The following is a 15,019-nucleotide window of genomic DNA, read 5'->3' as shown; positions in this document are numbered from 1 at the left end:
TAAATAAAAAAAGTTATATGTTAAGAATATTCGTTTTTGTACTGTTTCTCCTTTCACTTTCTGCCTGTAAATCACAGCAGACAAAAACAAAAAATGTGCAGATCGCTTTTATAGCCGATGCACATTTACAGGATATTTTTGCAAAATTTGAAGACAATAATTATCAGGGAATCCAAAATCCGGTGACCGGGGAATATGCCAATATCAGGACAATGAATGCCCAATTGCATTCCACCCGAATATTCAACGAAAACTATTTTGCTTTTCTGGAAGCCTTAAATAATATTGCAAAAAGAGGAATCAAACAAGTTGTTCTTCCGGGTGATTTTAGTGATGATGGGCAGCCGGTTCATGTACGTGGATTGAGGAAAATATTAGATGAGTATTCGAAAAAATACGGTATGTCATTTTTTGTAACCACCGGAAATCACGATACAGTAAAACCTTTTGCTCAGGAAGCCGTTAAAACCGATTTTTTGGGGAAAGAAGGAAAAGAACAAATTATCAGCAGTTCTAAAAACAACCTGACTAAACATGAAAATCAGTTAGAACCCATCATTACGGCAGATATTAAAAACTGGGGATACAAGGAAACCCTGAATGAAATGCAGGCCTTTGGATTCTTTCCACAAAAAAACTATTTGTATTGGGAAACTCCATTTTCAGATTATAATTATGAAAGTTATAACTTCGAAAAAGCGCTTGCAGAATCTGATTTAGCAAAAAGAACTTATCCTGTCAAAAATACCAATTTATTTCTTCCGGATGCTAGTTATCTCGTTGAGCCCATAAAAGGAGTCTGGCTATTGGCTATAGACGCCAACGCTTATGTCCCGAATGAAAAATTATCCGGTCTGCCGAATGATCCGCATGATTTTTCAGGAGCCAGTGTTGGTTATAATAATGTGCTTATTTATAAACAACATTTGATCAACTGGGTTAAAAAGGTTGCTGGGGAAGCAAAACAAAAAGGAAAAACCTTAATTGCCTTTAGCCATTATCCGATGATTGATTTTAACGATGATGCATCGCCAGAATTAAAATTACTTTTTGGTTCGAACAAATTGCAATTATCAAGAGTTCCAAATGAAGAAGTAGCCCAAATATTTGCCGATGCCGGAATTCAGGTTCATTTTGGCGGACACATGCACATCAACGATACCGGAGTGCGAACTACTTCAAACAAGAATACATTATTTAATATCCAGACACCTTCACTGGCGGCTTATATGCCAGCTTATAAAATACTTACTATTCATAAGGATGCTATTCTTGAAGTACAGACTGTGGTGATTGGCAAAGTTGCAAAGTTTAATAGTTTGTTCCCTTTTTATAATGAGGAATATGCTCATTTACAAAATATAAAAAGCAACACTATTTGGAACAAAGAAATTCTTAATACAAAAGATTATGAAGACTTTACAAAATGGCATTTAAAAGAATTGGTGAGGCTTCGTTTTTTGCCTGAAGATTTTCCTGTTGAATTTTCTACATCACTTTTAAAACTTTCAGGAGCAGATTTATTGTATATAAATAAAAATAATGCAGAAGTTGACACACAAATTAAAACAAATTCACTGGTTGTAAAAGATTTCGAATCCTGGACAGGTTTTGATATGATTTTCGATTTCTACCGATTGAAAAATGCTGATGAATTAGCCATTCCGGAAATTGGCTCCGGCAGATTAAAACAGTACAAAATGGTTTGCGGACAATTAGAAAAATCCGGTAATGAAAAATTGGTTTTATGGGCAAAAATATTTCTGAAAACAATGAATGGTAAACCTTCAAATCATTTTAAGATTAACTTAAAAACAAATCAGATTGAGCGCATAAATCCTTAAAATTTGTTAACTTTATTTTAACCAAAACCACATCTGCATTTTATAATTCATTTTTATGAAAAAAAATACTTTTTTACGATTAGTTACCTTACTTATTTTTTACTATTCGCATTCGCAGAATATAAAATTTACGCATTATAATGACAACAACGGATTGTCACATAATTCGGTTAGGCATATTGTGCAGGATAAAAAAGGTTTTTTGTGGTTTGGAACTTTTTTTGGATTGAATCGTTTTGACGGTTATCAATTCAAAACCTACATGAGTTCATCACCGGGTAATAATAAATTGTACAATGATGATATTACAGCATTAGAATTAGATGAAGCATCAAACCATTTATGGATAGGAACGCGAAAAGGGTTGACGCTTTTTAAAATGGACACGCATGTTTTTGTGACTTTTTTGCCTAAAAAAAATGACCCAAACAGTTTGCCCGAAGGCGAAATACGATCGGTATATGTAGATAAATTCAAGAGAGTTTGGGTAGGCACTAAAAATCAGGGGCTTTATATGTTTTTTTTGAATGAAAACAGGTTCGAAAAGATTCCAATAAAAGGTTTTGATTATGTAAAAGAAATTTTCGAAGATAAAAAAGGAAATATCTGGGTAGGAAGTTATGATAAAGGATCTGTTGCCAAAATAACTTTCGACAGCAAAGGAACAATCGTAAAAATGAATAATTATACGCTTTCTGTACCTTATTCGACTGAAAAAAACCCTTACATCAATTTTATTTATGAAGATGCTAAAGCCGATATTTTTGTGGGAACCCGAAAAGGACTTTACAAATTAGATAAAAAAAAGAATGAATTTGTAAATTTATATATTGAAAACAAAGAAATCAGAGGTAATTTAGGCCCTTATTTTTTATCAGTTGCTAAGGCTCCGGATGGGAAATACTGGGTAGGAACTTTAGGAGGTTTGTTGGTTTGCAACCAATTAGAAGATATCCAAAAGGGTATTTACAAGTGGTATTATTCAGTCTTGTCAGATGATACATCTATCGTTGATAATTTAATTTCTGCTTTATATTTTGATCGTGCAGGAGTTTTATGGATTGGGACAGAAGACGGTCTCGACAAGTTTGATCCATACGAAAACCAATTCACACTTAATAAAGATATTTCCCGCTACATTGGCAATCAGGCACCTCGTATAAGAGGGTTTTCTAAAACATACGACGGAAAAGTAATTGTGGTTACCAGTCATAACGGACTTTTTATTTCAAACGGAAAAGGGTTTACGCCTTTGTACAATAAATCAATCGATATATCCAGTATTTATTCTGAAGACGGCAAAATTTTTTATTGCGGTCTTTGGGATGGCAGAATGATGGTGTACAACTACAGCACCAATTCATCAAAAGAAATCAATCTTGGTTTTGATACATCGCCAATTTTTGCTTTCAATAAAATAGGAAATCAATCCTTAATGGTAGGTTCGTTTGGAGAAGGAGCTGTTATATTAAATACACAAACTTTAGAAGTACAGGCTTCAAAAGGCAAATTATTGCCGGGTTTTCAAATAAATGCCATAGAAAAAGATGCTCAAAATAATGTTTGGTTTGCAACAGAAACAGGCGTTGTAAAATACAATCCATTGTCAGGTAAAATAGAAACTTACAAATCCCTTTCTAAAAAAGAAAACGGATTACCCAATGAGGACAATGTGAGTGATATTATGATTGACAAAAAAGGTAAAATATGGGCATCAACACGTTTTGGATTATGTTTGTACAATTCTAAAAAAAACACTTTTACAACAATAAAAAACTTTAAGGAAATCTCCGGTACATGGATTACAGATATGTTATCAGATGCAAACGGAAATTTATGGCTAAATATCAATAATAATAGCATTGCCTGGGTAAAATCTGATTTAAAAGAGATTAATATTTACCATGTAAACAGTGGAAACAGGCTGGATGTTTTTAGCTCAAGCGGTTTTTTTAATTTTAATAATTCTACAATTTTTCTGGGAGGTAAAAACGGTGTTATTTCTTTTTCTCCACAAACAATGAAGAGAAACAACTGGTCGCCAGAACCTGTTATTACCGAATTTAAAATTCAGAATGAAGAAATCTTTCCGGAAATGGAAATTAACGGAGATATTCCGCTTTCAAAAGAATTGAATTATGGTAAAAAGGTTGAACTCAATTATAAAAACCGTAATTTTTCATTACAATTTTCGACTCCGTCATTTGCAAACGAAAAACTGAATAAGTTTCAGTATATGCTTGAAGGCTTTGACAAACATTGGATTACCGCAAACAGCAATTCAAGAACAGTTCAGTATACTAACCTTTTTCCAGGCAAATATGTATTTAAAATAAAATCCAGTAATAGTGATGGTCACTGGAGTAAAGTTGTTTCGTATCAAATAAAAATTCTTCCGCCTTTTTGGTTAACGCCTATATCCTTTTTATTGCTCTTTTTGTTACTGGTTTCTATTTTTTATTTTATCAGAAGAGAAATTAAAAATCGTATCCGGTTAAAACAGGAATTACTTACCGAAAAAGTAAACAGAGAGCATGATGTAAAACTGAATAATGAAAAGCTTCGATTTTTTACTAACATTTCGCATGAGTTAAGAACGCCGTTAACGCTTATTTTAGGTCCTGCCAAGCAATTATTGGATGAAAGCAGTAATGCGACAGATTATGAAAAAAGCAGGTACAATCTTATTTATCAAAATGCCAGCAGATTGTTGAATCTCGTGAATCAGGTACTTGATTTTAGAAAAGCGCAGTCAGGTGAATTAAAACTTAAAGTTTCAAAAACAGATATTCTGACCTATTCTAAAAATATCTTTGATTCCTTTAAAGAAATGGCATACAATAAGAAAATTAAATTAAATTTCATTGCTGAAAACGAAGATATTACAGGTTGGGTAGATAATGATAAGTATGATAAAATTCTATACAATCTCTTATCTAATGCATTGAAGTTTACCAATAAATATGGCAATGTAGATTTATTTATCAGACTAAAAAGCAGTACCGAGGAAATTTTAATTCTTGAAGTTATTGATGACGGAATTGGTATTCCTTTAAAAAGTCAGGAAAAAATCTTTAAACGATTTTATCAGGCTACCAATAGTAAAGCTCATAATACCGGATCGGGTATTGGTTTGTCGTTGGTTAAATCATTAGTAGCCATTCATAAAGGAACTATAACAGTTGAAAGTGCACTCGGAAAAGGAAGTACATTCAGGGTTGAAATTCCTATAGACCGTCTTTCTTATGAAAGCAAGGAAGTATTTGAATATGCATTAAAAAATGACAACTTAAGTATGCTGATTCCTGAGAAATCGGTTAAGAAAACAATTCAGAATACAGAATTGAAGCAAAAGATATTGGTAATTGATGATAATATTGAACTTAGAAAATATCTCGTCGATTATTTATCTGATTATTATAAAGTTTATGATGCCGAAAATGGGGAAGAAGGGCTTAAAATCTGTCGACAAATTAAACCAATTTTGTGTGTGGCTGATGTAATGATGCCTGTTATGGACGGTTTAGAATTTTGCAGAGAACTGAAAAGTGATGAATTTATCAGCCATATACCAGTAGTGTTGTTAACGGCACTTGCAGAAAATGTAGATAAGGTAAAAGGATATGATATGGGGGCCGATGGTTATTTGGTGAAGCCATTTGAACCACTATTATTAAAAACGGTTATTGAAAATATTATTAAGTCAAGATTAGAACTTAAGGTGAAATTTTCCGGTGAAGTAGAAAGCAAAGTCAGCCTGCTGACGCATTCGCCAATTGATGAGGAATTTATGGAAAAGATCACCAGTTTAATTAATAGTAATCTAAGTGAACTGGACTTGTCAACAGAATTTTTATGCGATAAATTAGGAGTAAGTTCTTCTAAACTATACAGAAAAATTAAAGAATTAACCGATTTGGCTCCTAATGAATTTATTAGAACCATCCGTTTGAAAAAATCGGCTGAATTGCTGAAAACAAAAAAGTATAATGTTTCTGAAGTAACCAATATGGTTGGATTTAATGATCCGTTATATTTTAGCAGATGTTTCAAAAAGCAGTTTGGTTTTCCTCCAAGTAAGCTTATAAACTAAAAATAAATACCAATTTTTTAAATTTTTCAATTAAAAAAAGTAAATCCCAAATTCCAATCTCAGTGAGCTATTGGAATTTGGGATTTTCAGTATTAGAATTTATTTTTCAAAATTTATTAATGTAAAATTCATACAAAATTAAATTCTATCCATGTTTTTGATGTATTAATCCATTTTGATCTGTATATGTAATTCTATTTTTGTCTTATAACTTTTAATTTAAATCTTTATGAAAAAGCATATAGACACTGATAATCCATTGCATAATTTAGATGAGTGGGAAGATGATTTGTTAATCCGATATCCGGATCCGTCTGAGCCCGTTAAAGAAAAAGAAGAATTTAGAAATTATGTAGATTCAGAAAGAGTCGAAACCGTTAGAGAGTTTTACAGAATAAACCACACCTATCAGACATATGATTTTGTGTGTAGCAAAGAACAGGAATTTTTACAGTTCAATAAAAAACAAATGTCAATTTGGGAAGCAGTAGATTTTTTGAACACCCTTGTTGATGACAGCGACCCGGATATTGACTTAGACCAGACACAGCACCTTTTACAGACTTCAGAAGCGATCAGGGCAGACGGTCATCCGGACTGGTTTGTACTTACAGGTTTTATACATGATCTGGGCAAGATTTTATGTTTGTTTGGAGAACCGCAGTGGGCAGTTGTGGGAGATACTTTTCCGGTTGGCTGTGCGTATTCAGATAAGATTGTTTATCCTGAATTTTTCAAAGAAAATCCGGATTATACTGATGAAAGATTCAATACCAAATTTGGAGTTTACACAGAAAATTGCGGTCTTGATAATGTAAAAATGAGCTGGGGACACGATGAATATTTGTACCAGATCATGAAAGATTATTTACCGGATCCGGCTTTATATATGATTCGCTACCATTCATTTTATTCGCAGCATAAAGAGAATGCCTATGCACATTTGATGAATGAGAAAGATATAGAAATGTTCGACTGGGTAAGGAAATTCAACCCGTACGATTTATATACAAAAGCGCCTGTTAAACCAGATGTTAAAGCATTATTGCCATACTATAAAGAATTAGTAGCTAAATATTTGCCGGAAAAATTAAATTTCTAAACGGAATTTACTATTTCTTAAAATTTTGTAATTCTTCCTCTTTGGGAAGATTTAAAATAGAATAAATGCAAAAAATCAAAACGAAAATATTTTTATTTGGTCTGTTAGTAATTTTTGTTTCAGGTGCTGTAGGACAGGAAAAAGACAGAAATGACTGGGAGAATCCGCAAGTATTTCAGATTAACAGAGAACCGGCACGAGCGTCTTTTCTCCCTTATGCAGACGAAGCATCTGCTGTAAGCGATCAATATGAAAACTCACCATGGTATTTTTCCCTAAATGGTAAATGGAAATTTTCCTGGTCCCCAACACCAGACCAAAGGCCAAAAGATTTTTATAAAACAGATTTTAGCACGCTGCACTGGAACGAGATTCAGGTGCCTTCTAACTGGGAATTAAATGGTTACGGTGTACCAATCTATACCAATATTACCTATCCTTTTGAAAAAAATCCGCCTTTTATCAATCATTGGGATAATCCGGTAGGTTCCTATAAAAGAGGTTTTGTACTACCTGATAACTGGAAGGGAAGGCATGTTTATCTTCATTTTGAAGCAGGAACATCAGCCATGTACATTTGGGTAAACGGAGAAAAAGTAGGTTACACGGAAAATACCAAAAGCCCAGCCGAATTTGATATTTCGAAATACCTCAAACCAGGTAAAAATGATCTTGCTGTAGAAGTATACAGATGGAGTGATGGTTCATATCTGGAAGATCAGGATATGTGGAGACTTTCTGGCATAGACAGGAACGTGTATTTGTACAGTACCCATGATATTCGAATTGCTGATTTTTTTGCAAAACCTAATTTAGATACCAATTACAAAAATGGAAGTTTAAATGTTGAAGTAAGTCTAAAAAACCTTACTTCTTCTGCTGTAAACAATCAAAAGCTAACCGCTAAACTGGTTGATGCTTTAGGCGCAACTGTTTTTGTTAAAGAATTGCCTGTAAATTTTGAAGCCAATAAAACGCAGACTATTAATTTTTCTCAAAATGTTTCCGGTCCAAAATTATGGAGTAGTGAGGCTCCTAATTTGTATACTTTAGTCCTGACGCTAAAAAATGAAAAAGACAATATTATCGAAACGACTTCTACCCAAATCGGCTTTAGAAAAGTAGAATTAAAGGGAGGCCAATTATTGGTAAACGGTGTACGATTAATGGTTCATGGAGTTAATATTCACGAACATAATCCGGAAACAGGTCATTATCAGGACCAAGCTACCATGATGAAAGATATCAAGATGATGAAACAGATGAACATCAATTCGGTTCGCTGCAGTCATTATCCGAATAATGTTTTATGGGTAAAACTTTGCAATAAGTATGGTTTGTTTCTGGTAGATGAAGCCAATATTGAAAGCCACGGAATGGGAGTAGAGGGACAGCCTCTAATTTGGATGAATCCAAAAACTAATCCGGGCTATCTTCCGGAATGGAAAGAATCACATCTTGATAGAATTTATAGTCTTGTGGAAAGAGATAAAAATGCGCCATCGGTAATTCTTTGGTCATTAGGTAATGAAAGTGCCAACGGACCTGTTTTTCATGAAGCCTACAAATGGATAAAAAAGAGAGACAATACGCGTTTGGTTCAGTTTGAACAGGCGAAAGAAAACGAAAATACCGATATCGTCTGCCCGATGTATCCAACTATTGAATACATGAAGGAATATGCAGCACGTAAAGAAGTTACACGTCCGTATATCATGTGTGAATATTCGCATGCTATGGGCAATAGCAGCGGGAATTTTCAGCAATACTGGGATATCATTCGCGGAAGCAGAAATATGCAGGGTGGTTTTATATGGGACTGGGTGGATCAGGGATTTAAAATGAAAGATGAAATAGGGCGCGAATATTGGGCATACGGTGGTGATATGGGTGGCCAAAATTACACGAATGATGAAAATTTTTGTCATAACGGATTGGTTTTTGCAGACAGAACACCACATCCCGGAGCATTTGAAGTTAAAAAAGTATATCAGGATATTTTATTTCAAGGTATTGATGTCAAAAATGGAGTTATTGAAATCATAAACGATTTTGGATTCACTAATTTGAATAAATACGACTTTAAATATCAAATTTTAGAAAACGGAAAAAGTATTAAAGAAGGTGCTCTTGATGTTACCCTTAACCCAAAATCAAAAAAACAATTCAAAATTGATTTGCCAAAATTACAGTCAAAAGAAGGAGTTGAATATTTATTGAATGTTTTTGCATATACTAAAACGGGTTCTGAATTACTACCTGAGCATTTTGAAGTGGCAAGAGAACAATTTGTGATTGAAAGCGATACCTATTTTGCGAAAGCTGAATCGACGAATTCTTCAAAAATTAATGAAGAAAAAGACGTATTTGTTTTGAGTTCAGCAGATGTTATTGTTAAAATCAGTAAGACAACAGGATTGATTTCGAATTATAGTTTGAAGGGTGAGGAATACTTTAAACAATATCCGGAGCCTAATTTTTGGAGAGCACCGACAGATAATGATATTGGTAATAAAATGCAGATTAGATGTAATGTCTGGAGAACAGCCGGAAAAAATACCACTTTAGAAAATATTCAGGTTATAGAGGAAAACGGGAAAAAATATGTGACCGCAAAATTAAAGCTTAACGATGTTTTTTCAGATTATATAATCAAATATTCGCTAAATAATGATGGCGCTTTAGAAGTTCAGTCTTCATTCAAAAAAGGCAGCAACACTTTACCTGAAATGCCTCGTTTTGGAATGCTTTTCGTCTTAAAAAACAATTTTGAAAATTTGGATTACTACGGAAGAGGCCCTTTAGAAAATTATCCTGACAGAAACACAGCGGCTTTCAAAGGAATTTATCAAAGTAAAGTGGCAGATCAATATGTGCCTTACACACGCCCGCAGGAAAATGGATATAAAACAGATGTTCGCTGGTTTTCACTTTTAAATAATAAAGGAAAAGGACTGGAAATAAAAGGTCTGCAGCCATTAGGAATCAGCACACTGAATAATTATCCGAGTGATTTTGACGGAGGAATTTCTAAAAAGAATATTCACTCCAGTGATATTACTCCAAGAAATGAAGTGGTAGTTTGTGTTGACTTAACCCAACGAGGATTAGGAGGAGACAACAGCTGGGGATTACCTCCGCATCAACAATATCAGCTTACACAAAATGAATATAGTTACGGATTTGTTATAAAACCAATAGAGTAAAATCAGAATTAAAAAGGTTGCCAAAATCTGCCCCCAATTCAATTTTTAAATATTTCAGTTTTTACACCCGATCACGTTCATTCTGTTGAACGTGACGGTTGTAAAATTTCAAATCATCAAAAATAGTGACTTCCAAAATTTTGGAAAATAGCGTTGAAAATCAATAAATACGAATAAAACAAAACAGTAAGTTGATACTCTGTGGAGGAATCAACAGGTAAAATATGCTTTAAAATATATCCCCTATGAGCAAAATTATTACAAATGACAGATTAGTTTCTTTAGACGTTCTAAGGGGATTTGTTATGTTTTGGATTATGAGCGGTGAACATATCATTCACGCTCTGGCCAAAGCGGCACCAATCCCGGTTTTTGTCTGGATGTCTTCACAATTACATCATACAGACTGGGATGGTATTACGTTTTATGATATGATCTTTCCTGTATTTTTATTCGTTGCCGGGGTTTCGATGCCGTATTCTTTCGATAAAAAAATAAAACAGGCAGGAGTAATCGCACCAAGTGAACTTCCGTCAAATGAAAAGAAAAAAATATACTGGTCCATGTTAAAAAGGACTTGCATTCTGGTATTTCTTGGATTCATAGTCAACGGATTATTGCGTTTTGACGGGTATGACCAAACCCGCTTTGCAAGCGTATTAGGTCGTATCGGAATTGCCTGGTTTTTTGCCGGACTGATTTACTTGAATTTTGATTTAAAAAAGCAGCTTATCTGGTTTGCAGGAATTTTGATTGGTTATTATTTAGCCATGAAACTAATACCTGTTCCCGGATTTGGAGCAGGTGATTTAACTGCAGAAGGATCACTTGAAGGATACATTGACCGTCTTTTACTTCCTGGAAGACTGCACAGCACAGTATATGATCCGGAAGGCATATTTTCAACCATACCAGCCGTTTCCACAGCTTTGTTAGGAATGTTTCTGGGGACTTTTTTAAAGAAACAAGCAAACATTATTTCAGTAAGTAAAACAATAGGGATACTAGTCGTTGCGGCTATTGTTTTAATAGGCGTGGGACTTCTTTGGAATTATGATTTTCCAATCAACAAACATTTATGGACCAGTTCTTTTGTTTGTTTTGTTGGCGGATTCAGTATTCTGTTTTTTACTTTTTTTTACGTGATTATCGATGTGCTTGGCTTTCATAAATGGGCATTTCCTTTATTATTGATTGGCTCAAATTCGATTTTGATTTACATGGCAGCCGAAGGTGTGGTAAATTTTAAACATACTGCAGATTTTGTATTTGGAGGACTTATCAAATTCGCACCAATTGTTTGGCAACCTGTATTTATAACCATATCGGTAACGTTTATACAGCTCCTTTTGCTTTACTTTTTATATAAGAAAAAATGGTTTTTAAAAATTTAAAGGAAGTTTATACTACTAATAACTAACAACCAACTAACAACTATCAACCAAAAACAAGCCTCATTATGAATACTTTACAAAGTGCAGATTACATTGTTTTTCTTATTTATTTTGTGATTGTCGCCTCCTATGGGATGTACATTTACCGAAGCAAGAAAAACGCAACAACCAGTTCAAATGATTATTTTCTGGCTGAAGGCTCACTTACATGGTGGGCGATTGGAGCATCCTTAATTGCTTCAAATATCTCGGCAGAACATTTTATAGGAATGAGTGGTTCCGGTTTTGCCATCGGACTGGCGATTGCTTCTTACGAATGGATGTCGGCTGCAACACTTATTGTAGTGGCCATGTTTATTTTACCTGTTTATCTTAAAAACAAAATATTTACCATGCCACAGTTTTTGGCAAAAAGATACAACGGAACCGTAAGTACCATAATGGCTATCATATGGTTGCTGATCTACGTTTTTGTAAATCTGACTTCGATTATTTACTTAGGTGCTTTGGCTATTTCTTCAATCGCACCCATCAGCTTTCAATTTTGCGTGATTGGATTGAGTTTATTCTCGGTAATAGTAACTTTAGGCGGAATGAAAGTAATTGGTTACACTGATATGTTTCAGGTTATAGTGCTAATTTTGGGTGGTTTGGTTACCACCTATTTATCTTTAACATTATTATCAGAACAGTTTGGTTTTGGAAAAGACATTTTAAAAGGACTTTCTGTTATAGCTGATGAAGCACCGGGCCATTTGCATATGATATTAGAAAAATCAAATCCGCATTATGCTGAATTACCAGGAATTTCAGTATTGGTAGGAGGAATGCTTATCAATAATCTGGCGTATTGGGGTTGTAATCAGTACATTGTTCAAAGAGCTTTGGGAGCCGATTTAAAAACTGCACGAAAAGGAATTTTGTTTGCTGCTTTCCTAAAATTATTAGTTCCAATTATTGCAGTTTTACCGGGTATAGCCATGTATGTGATGCATCAAAACGGAATGTTTCAACAAGAAATGGTTGATGCTGCAGGTGTTTTAAAACCGGATCACGCTTACCCGACATTGATGAATCTATTACCTGCAGGTTTAAAAGGAGTAGCTCTGGCAGCCTTAACAGCAGCAATTGTTGCTTCATTAGCAGGTAAAGCAAATAGTATTTCGACGATTTTTTCTTTAGACATTTATAAAAAATATTTTAACAGAAATGCTACAGAAAGAAAACTGGTACTTACCGGAAGATGGTGCGTTGTAGTGGCTATGTTTATTGCAGCTCTTGTTGCTCCGGCCTTAAAATCTTTAGATCAGGCATATCAGTTTATACAAGAATATGTTGGTTTCTTTTCTCCGGGAGTTTTAGCTATCTTTTTATTAGGAATGTTTTGGAAAAAAACAACTCCTACAGCAGGACTTGCAGGTGCATTGCTTACAGTTCCAATTGCCGCAGTATTAAAATTCCTTCCAATGTGGACAAACGGTGCTTTTCCTGATTATCCATTTTTAGACCGAATGACAATCTCTTTTTTTATAATAGTCTTTTTAATGGTTGCTATCAGTCTTTTAAACCCTCAATCTGAAAACCAGCTTGAGGCTCATAAAATTGAAGTAGATAAATCAATGTTCAAAGTTTCTTCAGAATTCATTATTGGTTCCTTTATTATTAGTGGAGTATTAGTTGCATTATATACCGTTTTCTGGTAATATAAAAACTGATTGAAGTTTATATAAAATAATTATAAATCTGATTTTCATATTTTTAAAGACTATGATTTGAAGTTTTAATAAAATAAAAAGCAAATGATAAAAAAAGCTATAATTGCAATACTCATTTTTTGTATTTCACTGACTGCTGAATCGCAAAAGGTATATGATATCAAAAAATTTGGAGCAAAAGGAGATGGGAAAACTAATGATGCAGCTGCAATTCAGAAAGCCATTGATGCCTGCAGTAAAACAGGTGGGCAGGTATTGATTCCGGCTCCGTTTATATTTTTGGCAGGACCTTTTAATGTAAAATCAAATGTAGATCTGCATATTGAAGGAGGAGCAAAAATTTTAGCAAGTCCTGATGAAAAATTATATACTGAAAGTGCTTTTCGTGAAAACAAAGGCGAAGGTACAATCTGGATTGGCGGAAAGAACGTAGAGAACTTTAGTATTAGCGGAAGCGGTAAAATTGATGGAAACGGAATCTCATTTATGGGAGCCGAAGAGGAGGATGCCTACATTTTGAAACCTTTCAATATTTTAGACCCTCGTCCTCATGTATTGACAATTATAGGAGGAAAGAATATAAGAATAAAAGACGTTCATATTGGAAATTCAGCTTATTGGACCATTCATCTAGTGGGCTGTAACGACGTAGTCATTAGCGGTATCACATTACTAAACAGCTTAAAAGTTCGTAATAGTGACGGAATTGATTTGGATCATTCAAAAAATGTCCGCATCAGTGATTGTTATATCGAAAGCGGTGATGATTGTATTTGCTTAAAAAACAGAAGAGAATTTGAAGAATTTGGTGCCTGTGAAAACATAACGGTTACCAATTGCACAATGACCAGCAGTAGTTGTGCTATTAAGATTGGTTCAGAAAATATGGATGCCATCAGACAGGTAGTTTTCAATAATTGCATCATTAAAAAAAGCAATCGTGGCGTAGGAATTCAAAATCGTGATGAAGGAACTGTGAGCGATGTTATTTTTTCGAATATGATTATCGAAGGTCAGCTAACGACTGATACCTGGTGGGGGAAAGCAGAACCTATTTATGTAACCGCTTATAGTCGTGCTAGTGGAAACCACAAAGATGCCAACTGGCGTTTCCCGAAAGGGGCTACAGAAGGAAAAGTAGGGGCAATCAGTAATATTTCTTTTGCCAACATTCAGTGTTTTGGAGAGAACGGAGTTTATGTTAGCGGTGAAACTAAAGACAAAATAAAAAATATCGTTTTTGAAGGCGTTAATATTTTTATTGATAAAACATCTAATTTTCCTGGAGGAGTTTACGACCGTCGCCCTTCAAAATTGGACGGTTTTGTAAAAGGGAGTACATCAGGATTTTATTTTGATACAGCAGAAAGTATAAAAGTTCAGAATTGTTCAGTAACCTGGGGAAAAAACAAACCGGATTATTTTAAATATGCTGTTGAAAGCAAAAATGTAGCTATTTTGAAAGTGAATAATTTAGATGGAGAAGCGGCTTTTCCGGAGAAATATGAGGCTGTGAAAAAATAATCCCGAAGTAACAGATTTTAAAACAATTGTTTACATAGTTTGGATTATTAAAATTATATAAGTTTTACGCTTAGTTTGTCATTCCGAGGAACGAGGAATCTCCATTAGAAGCTCGACAAAGATTAATAACCGTTGCGGAGC

The 15,019-nt window shown here is 34.2% G+C and carries 7 protein-coding genes; all 7 read left to right on the top strand.

Going from position 1 to position 15,019, the window contains the following annotated elements; translation table 11 throughout:
- Positions 1-17: 17 nt before the first annotated feature.
- The 7 genes from FLACHUCJ7_RS17410 to FLACHUCJ7_RS17380 all read left to right on the top strand — a co-directional run bounded on the left by FLACHUCJ7_RS17410 (position 18) and on the right by FLACHUCJ7_RS17380 (position 14,878).
- Complete coding sequence (locus tag FLACHUCJ7_RS17410; protein ID WP_180909801.1) at positions 18-1,844, top strand: metallophosphoesterase family protein; 1,827 nt, start codon at positions 18-20, stop codon at positions 1,842-1,844.
- A 55-nt stretch (positions 1,845-1,899) separates the two neighbouring features.
- Entirely contained in the window at positions 1,900-5,937 is a 4,038-nt protein-coding gene (locus FLACHUCJ7_RS17405; RefSeq protein WP_180909800.1) for a hybrid sensor histidine kinase/response regulator, read from the top strand.
- Positions 5,938-6,166: 229 nt separating this feature from the next.
- Complete coding sequence (locus FLACHUCJ7_RS17400; protein WP_031453606.1) at positions 6,167-7,039, top strand: inositol oxygenase family protein; 873 nt, start codon at positions 6,167-6,169, stop codon at positions 7,037-7,039.
- A 65-nt stretch (positions 7,040-7,104) separates the two neighbouring features.
- Positions 7,105-10,245 (top strand): glycoside hydrolase family 2 TIM barrel-domain containing protein, encoded by a 3,141-nt coding sequence (locus tag FLACHUCJ7_RS17395; protein WP_180909799.1) that lies wholly within the window; start codon positions 7,105-7,107, stop codon positions 10,243-10,245.
- Positions 10,246-10,490: 245 nt separating this feature from the next.
- Positions 10,491-11,639: an acyltransferase family protein gene (locus FLACHUCJ7_RS17390; protein ID WP_180909798.1), complete on the top strand. Its 1,149-nt coding sequence runs from the start codon at positions 10,491-10,493 to the stop codon at positions 11,637-11,639.
- Positions 11,640-11,704: 65 nt separating this feature from the next.
- The gene (locus FLACHUCJ7_RS17385) at positions 11,705-13,342 is read left to right on the top strand and encodes a sodium/sugar symporter (protein ID WP_031453609.1); all 1,638 of its coding nucleotides are present in this window, start codon (positions 11,705-11,707) and stop codon (positions 13,340-13,342) included.
- Positions 13,343-13,438: 96 nt separating this feature from the next.
- Entirely contained in the window at positions 13,439-14,878 is a 1,440-nt protein-coding gene (locus FLACHUCJ7_RS17380) for a glycoside hydrolase family 28 protein (RefSeq protein ID WP_180909797.1), read from the top strand.
- Positions 14,879-15,019 lie beyond the last annotated feature (141 nt).

The organism is Flavobacterium salmonis (assembly GCF_903819435.1).
In the GTDB taxonomy this organism is placed as follows: Bacteria; Bacteroidota; Bacteroidia; order Flavobacteriales; family Flavobacteriaceae; genus Flavobacterium; species Flavobacterium chungangense.
This window is presented reverse-complemented; position numbering and strand designations above follow the sequence as displayed.